The sequence below is a fragment of the Bradyrhizobium ingae genome (assembly GCF_055791185.1).
Genome location: NZ_JBVUBB010000074.1, coordinates 1 through 15416, shown reverse-complemented (window position 1 = coordinate 15416; position 15416 = coordinate 1). Strand labels below are relative to the sequence as shown.

Genomic DNA, 15416 nt, shown 5'->3' with positions numbered 1-15416 from the left:
GCAGCATGAGTACCGCCGGCAGGGCATAGCCGAGCAGCAGCAGGTTGCACACGAGGCCGCCGACATCAATGCTGCTGAACAGCCACGGATTCTCCAGGAGCAGGAGGCCGAACACGCTGATCAGGCCCGCGATCACCGTCAGCACGATCGCGCCGACATTGTGCACGATGCTGCCGCTGCGTAGCCGCAGCCGTTCGAGTCCGATTGCCATGGCGAGCGTCACGCAGGCCTGGAGCGCGAATTCCAGCAGCGAAGGCGGCGATATCATGTCGCCGCCAGTCGCGAAGTGACGGATTTCCATGAAGGCGAGCAGTACGGTGAACAGGATCGCCGCGGCTTCCACCATCCGCAGCGGCGCATCGTCGCCGCGGCGGCTCAGGAACCGGCTCGCCGTCCAGAACGACAGCGCCGGCACGCCATAGCCCCACAGCAGCCAGTTGAAGATCGGCGTGGTGCCGACGGTATCGCCGACAATGCGCGGGTCGTAGACGATGCGCGCGGTGACGATGCCGGCAAGGATCGCGGCGAGCCAGCGCAGGAAGGCGATCGGCCGCTGGATGGAGATCCAGGCGGTGCCGAGCGACATCAGCGCCAGCGCGATCGTGAGCCAGCCTTTCTCCAGCGCGAAAGTCAGCGCCAGCGCCAGCGCGCCGAGCGTGCCGGTGGCGAACAGGGCAATCGAGATCGCAAGGCCGGGCCGGTTCTCGCGCCGCGAGAGCACTTCGGTCGCGGCCGCGAAGGCAGCGGCAAGCAGCACGGCGAGGATCGCGAAGGGAATCGAGCGGTCGAGATGTGCGATGCGGGCGTAGAGCGCAACGAGGAGCGCAATGGGCGTGAAGGTTGCGGCCGCCGACCACACGACGGGGATGATCGCGGCGGTCGAGCGTCCCTGTGCGAGGAAGCCCACGCCGCCAAAGCCCGCGGCGAAGATCGCGGCCATCACCAGGTGCAGCCACACCGAGCTGTCGGTCGCGGTCGGTCCGATGCAGGGCAGGGGACCGCCGGGCAGCACCAGCACGTCGGGGTTGGCGCGCACGGCCCATTCGGCGAACACGATGAAGACGAGCGCTGCCGCCGCGCCGAGTGCGCCGGTCGCCGCAGGCGCGCGCCAGGCGACGAACAACGTTCCGGCAATGAGGACAGTGAACGTGACCAGCGCGAGATCGGCATGCGCGCTCGACAGCACAATCAGCATCGCGCCGAACAGATAGGCGGCGAGCGAGCCGGAGGACACCGGTTCGATCTGGCCGTCGTCGATGGTCGGGCCGAACGTGAAGCCGCAGACCACCAGCAGGGCGGCGAGCACGAAGCCTGCGATCACATGGAAGGCGTGCGGCGCGGCCAGCGATGCTCCGAGGTCGAGGCCCGGGAAGGTCCATAGGAGCGCGAAGACGATCGTAGTCACCGCGAGCCAGCGCCACAGCCGGATGCGCGCGAGGCCAAAGCTCGCTGCAGTGACGATGGCGAGATAAACGTAGAGCGCCCAAAAATCCGGCTTGTCGCTGGAGACCAGGATCGGCGTGACGAAGGCGCCGACGACGCCGAGGCCCGCGAGCGCCGGCCCGTGCAGGAGCGCCGCCGCGAGCGTGCCGAGCGCAACGATGCCGAGCAGCACAAAGGCGGTCGCGGGCGCGAGGAAATCGTAGAGCGCGTAGGCCGCATAGATGGTTGCAAACGCCACCGCGGTGCCGGCGGCGGTGAGGATCGCCGGGATGTTGGCGATCGGCAGCGCCTGGATGTCGGCGATGCTCTCCTTACGCCGCGTCCATTCGCTGGCGCCAAGCAGCCCCAGCGCGAACAGGCCGCCGAGAAACACGCGCACGCCGGGGCCGACGAGGCCGGCCTCGATCGAATAGCGCACCATGAAGAATCCGCCGAGCGCGAGTGCCAGGCCGCCGATCCACACCACCCAGCGGGTGCCGAGCCGCTCCTCGAGACCCGGCCCTGCGGCCGGCAGCGGAGGCGGTGGCGCCGCTTGAACTGCGTCCGTATCGATGGGTGGCGGGGCCGCCTGATCGGCGACGAGGGGTGGCGCCAGCTCGGCGTCGGGTGCAGTCGGTTCAGTGACGCTCGGAGTTGCAGCCGCACGCGTCTGCTCCATCTCCTGCGGCGTGAGCGGCGGCGGCTGGACCTGCCGCGGCGTGTGCAAATTGGCTTCCAGCGCGCCCAGCCGCCGGCGCAGGTCGGTCGCCTGGTTGGACGCCTTCAATGCAATGAGAAAAGCGGCGATTGCGATCATCACCGCAAAGACGTCGAACGGGGCGTCGAACATAAGGCCTCCAGGCGACCGGCCGTACCAGCCAATCGCGCAATATCATCTTCTCTTCGAGCATGATCCTGATCGGAAAACCGGTACCCACTTTTCCGGGATCACGCTCCTAGCGCCGGGAGCGGACGCGCAAGCCGGGTGCCGGCCGCTCCTGGAGCACTTCGCGGCGGAAGCGATAGAGTGCTGCCGGCCGCCCGCCGGTCTGTGTCGACATGACGCCGGTCGGTTCGACCAGGGCTTCACTTTCCACCAGGCGACGGAAATTCTGCTTGTGCAGGTGCCGGCCGGAGATCGCCTCCACCGTATGCTGCAATTCCGTGAGTGTGAACTCGGCAGGCAAAAGTTCAAAGATGACAGGGCGATACTTCAGCTTCGCGCGCAGCCGGGCAATGCCCGTGGCGAGAATCCGGCGGTGGTCGAACCGCATCGAGAGGCCAAGCGCTGGAAGTGCCTTGCGCGCTAATGCCGCAGGGCGGCCGTCGCGGCGCGCCTCCTCGATCAGCCCGGCCTCGTAAAGCAGCTCGTAGCGGTCGAGCACGCGCTCCTCGTCCCATACCGCGCCGTCGAGACCGAAATTGAGCCGCACGCGATCCCTGCGCGGCAGCGCACGGATCGTCTCCGGCGTCTCCTCCTCGGCCCAATGCGTCAGCGCCGGAATGATGTCGCGGGCGATGATCGCCGGCGGCTGCTCGCGCCGGTCTTCCCAGGGGAAGAAGCGATACCAGGGCTCGAACGTCGCCCCTGCCGCGTGCACGCCGTTGTCGGCAGCACGGGTCAGCGCGAGATAGCCGATCGAGACCATATGCGCGCCGGTATCGGCAGCCTCCGCATGCCGGCCACGATCGCCAAAAGTGTAGAGCTGTTCGACATAGCCGAGCCGCAAGCCCGCCTGCTCCTCGACCCAGGCGCGCAGGCCGATCTCGAAGGTGCGGTGCGTCAGTGCATCGAACGGGCCGAAGGGAAGGCCGGCCAGGCCATCGCTGCCGCGCGAGGTGAGGATCAGCGGCTCATGGGCCTCGATCGCGACGATCGCGGCAGTCAGGCCGATCTCGATCGGCGTCAGCAGCTTGTCGCTCATCCGGGAAACGGGTTTTGTAAAGTCATTCGAGCTCGATCACGAACGGACGACTCTCCACCATCATCGCGCCCGGACCCATCTCGTCGAGTGCGCGCAACATGCGGCCGTCGCGACGGAGCGCGCGATCGGCGAGCTCGACGATGCGACGGTTTGGCGAGGCGATCGGCGAGGCGGCGCGGATCTTCTTCGCGATCTCGATCTCGTCGCGATGCGGATTGAGCAGGCATGCCGCGGCAAAGGCGCTCGCGGTGGAACGGCTGATACCGGCATAGCAATGCACGACCAGCGGCGCGCTGCGATCCCAGCCGCGGACGAAGTTCAGCACCTGCTCGATGTGTCCTTCCGAGGGCGCAACGAAGCCGTCGAGCTCCTCGGTGATGTCATCCATCGAGACTTTCAGATGATTGGCTGGCAGCACCGACACCGGTCGTACCACTTGCTCGACATTGGCCATCACCGTCAGCACATGGCTGGCTCCGGTGAGACGAACGGTTTCGGGCAAGGCGGCAAGCGAGCAGACGTGGATCATGGCGGTCCTTTTAGCTGCCGATTATAGCTGGCACCGTAGGGTGGGCAAAGGAGCGAAGCGCCGTGCCCACCATCCTGTACCTTGCTCGGACGTGGTGGGCACGCTTCGCTTTGCCCACCCTACGAATTGCTTACGCTACAAAAACACCGCACTGAACCGCTCCAGAAACCGCTTCTCGGCTTTTGCGGCCGTCCACGGCGTCAGATAGTCGCGCAGCACGGTTTCGGGCAGGCCGGGGTCGCGGCCGAACAGGCGCCTGGCCTCGCTGTCGCTGAAGCCGGCGAGCTCGGTGGCCTCGAGATAGGCGGCGCCACGGTCGGCGGCCTTGATGGCCAGCGTGATCTCCTCAGGCAGCACCGGCGGCAGTCCGAAGCGGATATGGATCGCGCCGAGCAACCGCTTCTCCACCGCCTTGTAGTGGCCGTCGAGCACCGCCTTGAACGGAGAGATCATGTCGCCGATGACGTATTCCGGCGCATCGTGCAGCAATGCTGCGAGTCGCACGCGCTCGTCGATGCGCGGGCTGTCATGGCGCATCACGGTCTCGACCAGCAGCGTATGCTGCGCCACCGAGAAGATGTGCGCACCCGTGGTTTGCCCGTTCCAGCGTGCGACGCGCGCGAGCCCGTGCGCGATGTCGGCGATCTCGACATCGAGCGGCGAGGGATCGAGCAGGTCGAGCCGGCGGCCGGACAGCATGCGCTGCCAGGCGCGGGACTGCAGATCGTTTGCGGCGCGCTTTCCGGCCTTCATTTGGCTTTGAGGCGCGGCTTGCGCTGCGTCTTGCCGCAGGACGCATGGCAATGGCAGTCGACGAGATGGTCGTTGACCATGCCGGTTGCCTCCATGAAGGCATAGACGATGGTGGGGCCGACGAATTTGAAGCCGCGCGAGGACAGCTCCTTGGAGATCTGCACCGACAGCGGCGTCGACGCCGGCACGCTCGCGGTGGTCTTGAACTTGTTGACCAGAGGCCTGCCGTCGACGAAATCCCAGAGCAGCTTCGAGAAGCCTGGGCTCTTATCCATGATCTCCAGATAGGATTTCGCGCTCGCTATCGTGCCGTCGATCTTGGCGCGATTGCGCACGATGCCGGCATCGTTCATCAGCGCATGGACCTTCTTCGCGTTGTAACGCGCGATCTTCTCCGGCTGGAAGTCGTCGAAGGCTTTGCGGAAATTGTCGCGCTTGCGCAAGATCGTGATCCACGAGAGGCCCGCCTGGAAACCGTCGAGAATCAGCTTTTCGTAGAGGGCGCGGTCGTCATATTCCGGCACGCCCCATTCGGTGTCGTGATAGGCGACATACAGCGGATCTTCGCCGGGCCAGGGACAGCGTGTCAGGCCGTCGGCATGCAGGCGAGGGGCGCGGCTCATGCGACGGGCTGTTTCGCTGGAATGCGGACCACGCCGGGTTCCGCGAGCCTGACATCGAGCCCGCCGGCGGTGAGCGTCTGTCCGGCATCGAGCGCGTCGGCGACTCGATCGATGCGCACAAGCGCAATGCCCTTGCCCTGTGCCGTAGAGCCGATGGTGCCGACCGGCTTGTCGCCGGCGAGGATGGTTGCGCCTGCCTCGGGCGAGGGGCCGTCGAGCAGCACCTTGACACTGCGCGTACGCGCGGTGCCGCGATGCTGCATGCGCGAGACCACCTCCTGGCCGACATAGCAGCCCTTGTCGAAATCGACGCCTGCGAGCCGATCCATGTTGGTCTCGTGCGGAAACGCATCGCCATACATGAAATCGAGGCCGCCGCGCGGCACGCCGAGCACAATGCGATGGACCTCATATTCGGAGGCCTCGACGAGCTCTGCGCCGATCAGCGCAGCGAGCTTATCCTTGAGTTCCGAGGGGACCAGGATGCGAAACCCGAGCCGTTCGTCGCGCGGGTCGGAAAAAGCGAGGTCGGGCTGGGCGGCAGGCTCGCCGTCCCAGCCTGCGAGCACGCCGAGCCCGTCGGAGAGATTTTCCACAGTGACCTTGGCGCGCAGCTTGTAGAATTTCAGCTTGGTGGCGAGGGTTTCCGCCAGCGCCTTCGGGCAGTCGATCAGGTAGCCGCCGCCATGGCCGGAAGGTGCCTCGGTGATCAGGAAATCCACGATGATCTTGCCCTGGGGCGTCAGCAGCGCGCCGAATCGGCCGAGCCCGGGCTTGAGCCTGCCGACATCCGTGGTGAACAGGCCGTTGAGGAAGCTTTGCGCATCCTCGCCTGCGACCTTGATCACGCCCCGATCGGGAAGAAACGCTGCTTTCATTGCGAAAATCTCTTGCGACATGTCGACTTCGAACGTAAGCCCGCCCTGCTTAAACGACAAGCCTCGAGCCCTGCGCCTGAGGGATGAGAGAGACTGATAGCCATGACCCAGCGTTTTGACGTGATCCTGAAATCCGGCACGGTGGTGAATCAGGACGGCGAGGGCGTCCGCGACGTCGGCATTGTGGCCGGACGCATCGCAGAGATCGGTTCGCTCGCGCAAGACGCGGCGGCGGAGGTCATCGACTGCAAGGGCCTGCACATCCTGCCCGGCGTGATCGACACGCAGGTGCATTTCCGCGAGCCGGGTCTGACGCACAAGGAAGATCTCGAAACCGGCTCGCGCAGCGCCGTGATGGGCGGCGTCACCGCGGTGTTCGAGATGCCGAACACCTCACCGCTCACGGTGACGGAGGCCGATTTCACCGACAAGGTGAAGCGCGGTCATCACCGCATGCATTGCGATTTCGCTTTCTTCATCGGCGGCACCCGCGAGAACGTACAGGATCTGCCGCATCTCGAGCGCGCGCCGGGCTGCGCTGGCGTCAAGGTGTTCATCGGCTCCTCGACCGGCGCGCTGCTGGTAGAGGACGACGACAGCCTGCGCCGCATCTTCCAGGTGATCCGCCGCCGCGCTTCATTCCACGCGGAGGACGAATATCGCCTCAACGAGCGCAAGTCGTTGCGCATCGAGGGTGATCCGCGCTCGCACCCCGTGTGGCGCGACGAGCCCGCCGCGCTGATCGCGACGCAGCGCCTCGTCAAGCTCGCGCGCGAGACGGGCAGGCGCATTCACGTGCTGCACATCTCGACCAAGGAAGAGATCGAATTCCTGCGCGACCACAAGGATGTCGCCTCCTGCGAGGCGACCCCGCATCACCTCACTATGGCCGCGCCCGAATGCTACGAGCGGCTCGGCACGCTCGCGCAGATGAACCCACCCGTGCGCTCGGCCGATCACCGTGCCGGCATCTGGCGTGGCATCGAGCAGGGGATCATCGACATCCTCGGCTCCGACCATGCGCCGCATACGCTGGAGGAGAAGGCCAAGACCTATCCGGCTTCGCCCTCGGGCATGACCGGCGTGCAGACGCTGGTGCCCTTGATGCTCGACCACGTCAACGCGGGCCGGCTCTCGCTCGCGCGTTTCGTTGATCTCAGCAGCGCCGGCCCCGCGCGTCTTTTCAACATTGCCTGCAAGGGCCGCATTGCCGCGGGTTACGATGCCGACTTCACCATCGTGGACCTCAAGCGCAGCGAGACCATCACCAACAAATGGGTTGCGTCCAAAGCCGCCTGGACGCCTTATGACGGCGTGCGCGTTACCGGCTGGCCCGTCGGCACCTTCGTCCGCGGCAAACGCGTGATGTGGCAGGGCGAGCTGATGACGCCGTCGCAGGGCGAGCCGGTGCGGTTTCTGGAGACGCTGAAGCAATAGGGGTTTTGCTGCGCGTGAGCTTCGAGCACTCGCCTCTTCTCCGATGTCGTCCTGGCGACAGCCAGGCGCCATAACCCCGACCCTGTTGTTGCGAGGATCGGTGACCACGATCTCACGCAACCACGCGATCCTGTGGTAATGGGTCCTGGCTTTCGCCAGAACGACACTGGGGAGGCATGGGAGCGCACTCGATGACCCAGCGGACACCCCTCATTTCCACCGAACAGCTCGCATCCATGCTTGGCGAGCCACACCTCCGTCTCTACGACTGCACGACCTATCTGGAGTCCACGCCGCAGGGCAGCAGCGATCCTTATCTCGTCGTGCCCGGCAGCAAGACCTTTGAGGCCGGCCATATCCCAGGTGCGGATTTCCTCGACCTGCAAGGCGAGTTTTCCGACGTGTCGACCGATCTGCGTTTCATGATGCCGGCGACTGCGCAACTCAAGAGCGCCTTCGGCCGCCACGGCGTCGATGCGTCGAAAACGATCGTGCTCTACAGCATCGGCAGCATGATGTGGGCGACGCGGTTCTGGTGGATGCTGCGCTCGCTCGGCGTCGATGCGCGCGTGCTGGATGGTGGCTTTGACAAGTGGAGGGCTGAAGGACGGCCGGTCGAGCAGGGGGCGCCGAGCGGTTATCCGGCGACGATGTTCAATGCCGCGCTGCGCGAAGGCTTTTTCGTCGACAAATCCGCGGTGCTCGCGCGGATCGACGATCCTTCCACGATCATCGTCAATGCCCTCGGGCCGAAGTTTCACCGCGGTCTGGAGCCAAGCCGCTATGGCCGGCCCGGCCGCATTCCCGGCAGCGTAAACGTGCCGGCTGCAACGCCGTCAATGCCGCCGACAAGACGCTGACCCCGCTCGCCGATGCCGAAGCGAAATTCGCAAGCCAGGGCATCACACGCGACAAGAATGTCATCTGCTATTGCGGAGGCGGTATTTCCGCGACCATCGATCTCTTCCTGCTGGCGCAACTCGGCTACGACAGGCTGACGCTCTACGATGGTTCCATGGGCGAATGGGCGAGGGATTCCGAGCTGCCAATCGAGACGGGCTGAGAGTAGATTGGCGGGAACCTTTTCGGCGGGCCTGCATCCAATGTCCGGAAAGCTGGAGACGAGCCCGTGACCGCCATCCATCGCACTGCAATATCGGAAATTGTGGGTCTGGCCGAGGCCGAGCTGATCGAGCGCGCCAGGGCCCGCGACGAGGCTGCGCTGCGCGCGATCATGCAGGCCAACAACCGCAGGCTCTATCGGCTCGCGCGCGGCATCCTGCGCAACGACAGCGAAGCCGAGGACGTGGTGCAGGAAACCTATGTTCGCGCGTTCACCCATCTCGACGGCTTTCGCGGCGAATCCGGCCTGTCGACCTGGCTGTCGCGCATTGCCATCAACGAGGCGCTCGGCCGTGTGAGAAGCCGGAAGGTGCATGTCGAGATCAGTGCGCTGCCGGAGGCAACGCTCGAGGCCCAGATCATCCAGTTTCCCGTGTCCTCCGCCGCAGGCGATCCGGAAAAATCCATGGCCCAACGTGAAATCCAGCGCGTCGTCGAGCACGCGGTCGATGAACTGCCCGATGTCTTCCGCATGGTCTTCATCGCGCGCGTGATGGAGGGCATGACCATCGAGGAGACCGCGGAACTGCTCGGCGTCAAGCCGGAGACAGTGAAGACGCGGCTGCATCGCGCTCGCTCGATGCTGCGCGAGAACGTCGAGAAGAAGATCGGGCCGGTGGTGATGGATGCGTTCCCGTTTGCCGGCCAGCGCTGCGAGCGCCTGACCGAGATCGTGCTGAAGCGGCTCGGCGTCGGCGCGTGATTTTCTCGGGAACGTCCGCGACCGTTCTCCATCCAATGCCTGTGAGATCACATGCCGGGAACGACCGGCACCACAGGAGTGTCAAGCCATGTTCATCCGATGCAGCGTGGCGATCGCCACGGTCGCCCTTCTAGTCAGCCCTGCGCTGGCGCAAGGCGCAAAGCCCACTGATCCGCAGATCGCCCATATCGCCTACACCGCAGGCGTGATCGACATCAACGCAGCCAAGCAGGCGTTGAAAAAGGCGAAGAACAAGGACGTCAAGGCATTCGCGCAGGACATGGTGCGCGACCACGAGGCGGTGAACAAGCAGGCGCTCGCGCTGGTCAAGAAGCTGAACGTCACGCCGGAGGACAACGACACCAGCCGCACGCTGTCCAAGCAGGCGAGCGACAAGCTCGCCGAGCTCGGCAAGCTCAGCGGCGCCGCCTTCGACAAGGCCTATGTCGAGAACGAGGTCGCCTACCACAAGACGGTCAACGGCGCGCTGGAGACCCAGCTCATTCCCGCCGCCAACAATGCCGAGCTGAAGGGCCTGCTGCAAACCGGATTGAAGATCTTCCAGGGTCATGAGCAGCATGCCGAGCACGTCGCGGCCGAGTTGAAATAAATGAGGGCGATGATGCCGGGACGGCTGTTGCCCGTGGCCGCGATCGTGCTCGCGTCGATGGTCGTTCGGGCGTGCGCCGCAACCGTGCAGATCACGATGGAGAATCTCGAGATCGCGCCTGCCGAGGTTTCGGTGAAGGTCGGAGATACCATCGAGTGGGTCAACAAGGATGTGTTCGCCCACACGGCGACCGCGAGGAACGGCGATTTCGACGTCAACCTGCCGCCGAAGAAGTCGGCGACCTTCGTCGTGAAGAAGACGGGGACGGTCGACTACTACTGTCGCTTTCATCCCAACATGAAGGCGACGCTCAAGATCGCGCCCTGAGGTTTTTCCCGGGGTGGTTCGGGAAAATACTCCCTGACGGTTGCGGGCTATTGCTCATCTCGTGACGCGCGCTTTCGTGCGATCATGGCGCAGCCATCGCGACCTGTCGTCAGGTCATTCCTCCGCAGACTTCGCCCCGCCTCTTCGGCGGGGTGATTTTTGGCTACTGCTTGGCGAGGGCGATCGAGAATTCGCCGTTGCGAATGCGGGCCGGAAAGCCCTCGACGAATTTCGCCACCGCGTCCTCGCCATAGGTGCCGACGAGCTCGGCGAGCGCCGCAAACAGGCTCGCCTGCGCGAGGCAATCGCCGTCGACGCCATCATGGCGCGCTTCCGCCCAGGCCTCGTTGAGATAGCTGAGCGCTGCCTGCTTCTGCTCGTGGTCGGGCAGCGGTGCGCGGGCGGGGGCGTAGGACACTGGAATGCTCATGAAACTCGAATGGCTGGAGGCGCAATCCACGGCGATGCGCTGCGTGAGAGGTGTAGCACGCAGATTAACGTCGCCTAGGCCACATCTTTAGGAAAGGTTAACGGAGGTGAACAATGTGGAGGAGTTGTTCCCGCGACACATCCGGTATTGCCAAATCCTCATGGCGAGGAGGCGCATCCACCTCTCTCTCGTTATTCCGGGACGCGCGATCAGGCGCGGGGCCGGAATGATGAGATCGCGTTTGAATTCAGTTCGCGTAGCGCGCCGTCAGGTCGCGGGAGATTTTCGAGCCTTCCTCGATGTAGCGGCGGATCGCGACCGTCGCGGCGGGGGTGCAACTCCGGTAGGTCTGTTGAAAACCGTTATAGCCGCGGTTGAAGCCGGCGATCATGCGGGTTCGGCGCTCGCCGGAGGGGGTTTCGGCGTCGATCAGCGCCTGCATCTCGTTGCGCCATTTGTTGCCTTCATTGGCCCCGCAGATGCTGCGCAGGTAGTGCAGGCCGCCGAGGATTTCCGCCAGCCGCTGCAAATCGCCGTCGAATGGCGCAGCCACATCCTGGGCCCGGGCGGGCGCGACGGCGCAGGCAAGAATCAGGGCCAAAACGGCCGGAAATCGCTTGGACATCGGCGGGTGTATGCCCCTTAAGGCCGGCAGACGCAAGGCAGCCTCCCGGGCCGTCAAGGCCCGATCAGGCGCCTTGCTGCCTGGATGACCTCCTCCAGCCCCCCGGTGAGCTTGAGGTCGCCGAGGCCGCCCGGCGCGTCGGGAGCGAGCCAGCAGAAATCGTCCAGCTCCTCATTCAGAACCGGCTCCCTGGCCGTCCAGCGCGCCGCAAAGGACATGATCAGGTAGTGGCCGGCGCCGCCCGTGGACGGCAGCACCTCGCGCCAGCCGGCGAGACCCACGATCTCGATCGCGAGCCCGGTCTCCTCGTCGACCTCGCGCATCAGCGCCTGATGCAGCGATTCGCCGAATTCGACCCGGCCGCCCGGCAGCGAATAGAAGCCCTTGGCTGGCGAGCGGGCGCGGCGAACCAGCAGCACCTTGCCATCGCGGAAAATCGCGGCGCTGACAGCGAGCTGGGGATGGCTCGGCTGCACGGTGTCCGCCTCAATTCGACATGATGGTATCGACGTCGGCTTCCGCGCCGCCGTTGATGATGCCGCCGCAGGCCGCGATCAGTGGCTTGACCCAGAGGGTGGCCTGCTCGGCGAGCTTGACGCGCGTGGCGTCCTTCTCCACCTCCCGCATGGCCGAGCCGACCGCGGTCAGGATCGAGGTCATGGTGTCGGTGATGTGATCGAACTGCGTGCGCACGTTGGGAGCGGCCTTCTCATAGGCCTCGATCGCGAGATCGCGCGCCTTGAAGTTCGAGGCCGTGAAATGCTCGGCATAGGACAGCGGCGTCCAGGTCAGGAAGTCTTCGGCGCATTCCGGCATGTCCGGGACCATTTCGAGCAGCATGACGGCTTCATTGAAATGGTTCAGATAGTCGGTTGCAAGCCCGGTCCGCGGGTTGATGTTGGCCACGCGCAGACGCTCAGCCCAGGCCGCCGCCTCGGGGCCCGTCACATGTGTCCGCGCGGGTTCGGCGACCATTGAGCTCATCGGCTGCAGTGTTAACGTTGGGGGTTAAAAGGTGCTGAACGGAACCCATATAGGCCCCTAAAGGATGTGCGGACGCTTTGTCATAACCTCGGCCCCGGCGGCTTTGCGGCAACTCTTTGGCTATCTCGAGCAGCCGAATTTCCCGCCACGGTACAACGTCGCCCCGACACAGCCGATTCCGGTGGTGCTGGTCGATAAGGGCGCGCGGCATTTTCAGCTCATGCGCTGGGGGCTGCTGCCGACCTGGGTGAAGGATCCCCGTGGTTTTACGTTGTTGATCAATGCACGCTCGGAGACGGTGCTGGAAAAGCCCGCCTTCAAGAACGCGATTCGGAGGCGCCGCGGCCTGATTCCGGCCGACGGTTACTACGAATGGAAGGCGGTGGACGGCCGCAAGCAGCCTTATTTCATCCATCGCGCCGATGGGCAGCCGCTCGGTTTTGCCGCGGTGTTCGAGACCTGGGTCGGGCCGAACGGCGAGGAGCTAGACACCGTCGCGATCGTCACGGCGGCGGCGAGCGAGGATCTCGCCGGGCTGCATGACCGCGTGCCGGTGACGATTTCCCCGCAGGATTTCGAGCGCTGGCTCGACTGCCGCGGCGACGAGGTCGATGCAATCCTGCCGCTGATGGCGGCGCCGCGCATTGGCGAATTCGCATGGCACCCGGTCTCCACCCGCGTCAACCGCGTCGTCAATGATGACGAGCAGTTGCTGCTGCCGATCAGCGCAGAGGAGATGGAGGCGGAAGCGCCGAAGAAGAAGGTGGTGCGAAAAGCTGCAGCAACGTCGGTTGATGACGGGCAGGGGTCGTTGTTCTAGGTACGGCCACAAAACAAGCCGTCGTCCCAGACAAGCGCAGCGAAGATCCGGGATCCATAACCCCAGGATTGCGTTTGGCGAAGATTCTGAACCACGATCTCGCGCAACAACTACCCCCTGTGGCTATGGGTCCCGGGCTCGCGCTACGCGCGCCCCGGGGTGACAGCGTTGTTGTGGCACCGGCTTCACACGATCTCCCTTGCCCGCAAATCCGCGATCTCTGTTGCGTCAAAACCCAGCTCGCCCAGCACCGCATCTGTATCCGCGCCCAGCTCGGGGGCCATGCGGTCGAGCCTGCCGCCGCCATGGGCGAGCTGGAATCCGCTGCCGGCGAAGCGCAGGCGGCCGTAGGGCGTGTCGAGCTGCTGAATCGCGCCGCGCGCAACGATCTGCGGATGGTCGATGATCTCCTCGATTGTCCAGATGCTGGCGCAGGGGGCGCCGGCATCTTCCAAAATCGTCTCCCATTCGCGCGGGCTCTTCGTCGCCAGCGCCGCTTCGATGATCGCGCGCAAGCTGCCCTCGTTCTCCTTGCGGGAGAACCAGTCGGCAAAGCGCGGATCCTCCAGCGTGTCCGCGCGGCCCAGCGTCGTCATCAGCGCGCGATATTGCTTCTCGTTGTTGACCGCGAGCAGGATGTAGCCGTCGCCGCATTTGAACAGATTCGCGGTGGTCTTGCGGCTGACGGCCTGATTGCCCGAGAGCTGTTGGCGATGGCCGGCGACCGACCAGTCCGCGATCTGGCCCGACAGGAACGCCAGCGTCGCCTCCAGCATGGAGACGTCGACGAGCTGCCCCATGCCGGTGCGGTCGCGCTGGTAGAGCGCGCTCGAGACGGCGAAGGCGGCGGTCGCGCCCGAAAGCACGTCGCACACCGCAAAGCCTGCGCGCGTCGGCCCGGTCTCGGGATGGCCTGATATGGCCATGATGCCGGAGAGCGCCTGCATCTTGCCGTCATAGCCTGGGCGCAGCCGATCGGGGCCAGTCTGGCCGAAGCCGGAGACGGCGCAATAGATCAGCTTTGGATTGATCGCAGACAGCGCCTCATAGCCGATGCCGAGCTTGTCCATCACGCCCGGGCGAAAGTTCTCCATGACGACATCGACCTCGGCGGCGAGCTTCCTGACGATCGCGATCGCATCGGGCTTTTGCAGATCGAGCGTCAGGCTGCGCTTGTTGCCGTTGATGGCCTGGAACGCCGGCGCGAGCCCGCGCTCCGCCCATTCGCGGCTGAGCGGCGTGCGGCGCATGTCCTCGCCCTCGCGCCGCTCGACCTTGATGATTTCGGCGCCCAGCAGCGCAAGCTGGTAGCTCGCATAGGGGCCGGCGAGCACTTGCGTGAAGTCGAGGATCTTGACGTCTTGGAAGGGCCTCGTCACGACGTGCTTCTCCCGTCACGCTGCGCGGTTGCCGCGCGCGATCTCCTTCTGCTTGTCGAACTCGGCGCGCCGCTGCGCGAGCTCTTCGGGCGAGAGCTGCGCGATGTTGTTGTAGTCGAGCTTCCAGGAGGCATCCTCGCTCCAGCGCAGCGGCGATTGCATCATGGTACGCGGGCCGCTGGCGGATTCGAGCAGCTTCAACGCCAGCTCGAGCGTCTGTGCCTGCGAGGTGATGTCGTGCGGCTTGCCGGCAGAATTGCCGAGCGGGAAGTCGGAGAACAGGAAGCGCGGCACCGCGGCATGCTCGACGATATCCTTGGCGCAGCCCATGATGACGGTGGGAATGCCGCTGGCCTCCAGATGCCGCGCGACCAGCGCGGTGGTCTGGTGGCAGACCGGGCAGTTCGGCACCAGCACTGCGACATCGACCTCATCAGTGAGGCAGCGCGCCAGAATCTCCGGCGCATCGGTGTCGAGCGTGACGCGATGGCTGCGATTGGTCGGCGCACCGAAGAAGCGAGGGCTCACCTCGCCGATGCGCCCCGCGGCGGATGCCTTCAGGAACTGCGGCAGCGGGAACCAGGTGCCGCTGTCGGTAGCGGACGTGTGCTTGCGGTCGTAGCCGATGTGCGAGATGCGCAAATCGTGCGCCTTCGAGGTGTCGCCGTCATAGACTTTGTAGAATTTTGCACCGCCATTATATGCGGCGCCCGGCCCCTGGTCGCCCTTGGCCGGATCGTAGGGCGCGGCCGTCGTGATGATCGTGACGCGCGATTGCGCCAGCGGTTTCTTCAGCGGCTGGAACGGCGCGTCGATGTAATGCGCCCAGCGATACGGCGTAGTGTAGCC

Annotated in this window: 17 protein-coding genes and 1 pseudogene; 6 read left to right on the top strand and 12 right to left on the bottom strand. The window is 65.1% G+C overall.

Features of this window, described 5'->3' with window-relative positions; translation table 11 throughout:
- The 6 genes from ACV1FX_RS41220 to ygfZ all read right to left on the bottom strand — a co-directional run.
- A partial coding sequence (locus ACV1FX_RS41220; protein WP_473123196.1) for a DUF2339 domain-containing protein occupies positions 1–2272 on the bottom strand: 2272 nt, incomplete at its 3' end.
- A gap of 106 nt (positions 2273–2378) precedes the next feature.
- Positions 2379–3347 (bottom strand): NUDIX hydrolase, encoded by a 969-nt coding sequence (locus ACV1FX_RS41215; RefSeq protein WP_473123195.1) that lies wholly within the window; start codon positions 3345–3347, stop codon positions 2379–2381.
- A gap of 22 nt (positions 3348–3369) precedes the next feature.
- Positions 3370–3876 (bottom strand): tyrosine phosphatase family protein, encoded by a 507-nt coding sequence (locus ACV1FX_RS41210; protein ID WP_473123194.1) that lies wholly within the window; start codon positions 3874–3876, stop codon positions 3370–3372.
- A 135-nt stretch (positions 3877–4011) separates the two neighbouring features.
- Entirely contained in the window at positions 4012–4629 is a 618-nt protein-coding gene (locus tag ACV1FX_RS41205) for a YfbR-like 5'-deoxynucleotidase (RefSeq protein ID WP_473123193.1), read from the bottom strand.
- Positions 4626–5252 carry a DNA-3-methyladenine glycosylase I gene (locus ACV1FX_RS41200; RefSeq protein WP_473123192.1) on the bottom strand — a complete coding sequence of 209 codons (627 nt, stop codon included), beginning with the start codon at positions 5250–5252 and terminating at the stop codon, positions 4626–4628. The genes ACV1FX_RS41205 and ACV1FX_RS41200 overlap by 4 nt, the downstream gene beginning before the upstream one ends.
- On the bottom strand, positions 5249–6130 hold the full coding sequence (gene ygfZ / locus ACV1FX_RS41195) for a CAF17-like 4Fe-4S cluster assembly/insertion protein YgfZ (protein WP_473123191.1): 882 nt from the start codon (positions 6128–6130) through the stop codon (positions 5249–5251). Before ygfZ ends, ACV1FX_RS41200 begins: the two co-directional genes overlap by 4 nt.
- A gap of 102 nt (positions 6131–6232) precedes the next feature.
- On the opposite strand from ygfZ, the gene ACV1FX_RS41190 reads away from it, so the two are divergent.
- The 5 genes and pseudogenes from ACV1FX_RS41190 (at position 6233) to ACV1FX_RS41170 (ending at position 10329) form a co-directional block, all read left to right on the top strand.
- Positions 6233–7567, top strand: a complete 1335-nt coding sequence (locus ACV1FX_RS41190; protein WP_473123190.1) for a dihydroorotase — start codon at positions 6233–6235, stop codon at positions 7565–7567.
- 191 nt (positions 7568–7758) lie between these two features.
- Positions 7759–8630 (top strand): annotated as a pseudogene (locus ACV1FX_RS41185) (sulfurtransferase).
- A 66-nt stretch (positions 8631–8696) separates the two neighbouring features.
- A complete protein-coding gene (locus tag ACV1FX_RS41180) occupies positions 8697–9392 on the top strand; it encodes an RNA polymerase sigma factor (protein WP_473123189.1) in 696 nt (231 codons plus the stop codon).
- An 88-nt stretch (positions 9393–9480) separates the two neighbouring features.
- Positions 9481–10002: a DUF4142 domain-containing protein gene (locus ACV1FX_RS41175; RefSeq protein ID WP_473123188.1), complete on the top strand. Its 522-nt coding sequence runs from the start codon at positions 9481–9483 to the stop codon at positions 10000–10002.
- A gap of 9 nt (positions 10003–10011) precedes the next feature.
- Complete coding sequence (locus ACV1FX_RS41170) at positions 10012–10329, top strand: cupredoxin domain-containing protein (RefSeq protein WP_473123197.1); 318 nt, start codon at positions 10012–10014, stop codon at positions 10327–10329.
- A 163-nt stretch (positions 10330–10492) separates the two neighbouring features.
- On the opposite strand, the gene ACV1FX_RS41165 is transcribed toward ACV1FX_RS41170, so the two are convergent.
- From ACV1FX_RS41165 to ACV1FX_RS41150, 4 genes are all read right to left on the bottom strand, one after another.
- Positions 10493–10759 (bottom strand): hypothetical protein, encoded by a 267-nt coding sequence (locus ACV1FX_RS41165; protein ID WP_473123187.1) that lies wholly within the window; start codon positions 10757–10759, stop codon positions 10493–10495.
- A 247-nt stretch (positions 10760–11006) separates the two neighbouring features.
- Positions 11007–11384, bottom strand: a complete 378-nt coding sequence (locus ACV1FX_RS41160) for a TIGR02301 family protein (RefSeq protein ID WP_473123186.1) — start codon at positions 11382–11384, stop codon at positions 11007–11009.
- A gap of 53 nt (positions 11385–11437) precedes the next feature.
- Positions 11438–11860: an NUDIX hydrolase gene (locus ACV1FX_RS41155; RefSeq protein WP_473123185.1), complete on the bottom strand. Its 423-nt coding sequence runs from the start codon at positions 11858–11860 to the stop codon at positions 11438–11440.
- Positions 11861–11870: 10 nt separating this feature from the next.
- Positions 11871–12368 (bottom strand): hypothetical protein, encoded by a 498-nt coding sequence (locus tag ACV1FX_RS41150; protein ID WP_473123184.1) that lies wholly within the window; start codon positions 12366–12368, stop codon positions 11871–11873.
- 64 nt (positions 12369–12432) lie between these two features.
- On the opposite strand from ACV1FX_RS41150, the gene ACV1FX_RS41145 reads away from it, so the two are divergent.
- Positions 12433–13188, top strand: a complete 756-nt coding sequence (locus ACV1FX_RS41145) for an SOS response-associated peptidase (RefSeq protein WP_473123183.1) — start codon at positions 12433–12435, stop codon at positions 13186–13188.
- Positions 13189–13373: 185 nt separating this feature from the next.
- Here ACV1FX_RS41145 and ACV1FX_RS41140 read toward each other — a convergent pair whose 3' ends face one another.
- Positions 13374–14567, bottom strand: a complete 1194-nt coding sequence (locus tag ACV1FX_RS41140; RefSeq protein ID WP_473123182.1) for a CaiB/BaiF CoA transferase family protein — start codon at positions 14565–14567, stop codon at positions 13374–13376.
- 15 nt (positions 14568–14582) lie between these two features.
- Positions 14583–15416 (bottom strand): glycine reductase (locus ACV1FX_RS41135; RefSeq protein WP_473123181.1); only part of this gene is annotated, 834 nt, incomplete at its 5' end.

Excerpts from the sequence above, each read along its gene's own strand:
- ACV1FX_RS41145 (WP_473123183.1), top strand. The coding sequence starts at position 12,433 with ATGTGCGGACGCTTTGTCATAACCTCGGCCCCGGCGGCTTTGCGGCAA.
- ACV1FX_RS41215 (WP_473123195.1), bottom strand. The coding sequence starts at position 3,347 with ATGAGCGACAAGCTGCTGACGCCGATCGAGATCGGCCTGACTGCCGCG.
- ACV1FX_RS41170 (WP_473123197.1), top strand. The coding sequence starts at position 10,012 with ATGATGCCGGGACGGCTGTTGCCCGTGGCCGCGATCGTGCTCGCGTCG.
- ACV1FX_RS41175 (WP_473123188.1), top strand. The coding sequence starts at position 9,481 with ATGTTCATCCGATGCAGCGTGGCGATCGCCACGGTCGCCCTTCTAGTC.
- ACV1FX_RS41150 (WP_473123184.1), bottom strand. The coding sequence starts at position 12,368 with ATGAGCTCAATGGTCGCCGAACCCGCGCGGACACATGTGACGGGCCCC.
- ACV1FX_RS41205 (WP_473123193.1), bottom strand. The coding sequence starts at position 4,629 with ATGAAGGCCGGAAAGCGCGCCGCAAACGATCTGCAGTCCCGCGCCTGG.
- ACV1FX_RS41190 (WP_473123190.1), top strand. The coding sequence starts at position 6,233 with ATGACCCAGCGTTTTGACGTGATCCTGAAATCCGGCACGGTGGTGAAT.
- ACV1FX_RS41165 (WP_473123187.1), bottom strand. The coding sequence starts at position 10,759 with ATGAGCATTCCAGTGTCCTACGCCCCCGCCCGCGCACCGCTGCCCGAC.
- ygfZ (WP_473123191.1), bottom strand. The coding sequence starts at position 6,130 with ATGAAAGCAGCGTTTCTTCCCGATCGGGGCGTGATCAAGGTCGCAGGC.
- ACV1FX_RS41160 (WP_473123186.1), bottom strand. The coding sequence starts at position 11,384 with ATGTCCAAGCGATTTCCGGCCGTTTTGGCCCTGATTCTTGCCTGCGCC.
- ACV1FX_RS41210 (WP_473123194.1), bottom strand. The coding sequence starts at position 3,876 with ATGATCCACGTCTGCTCGCTTGCCGCCTTGCCCGAAACCGTTCGTCTC.
- ACV1FX_RS41200 (WP_473123192.1), bottom strand. The coding sequence starts at position 5,252 with ATGAGCCGCGCCCCTCGCCTGCATGCCGACGGCCTGACACGCTGTCCC.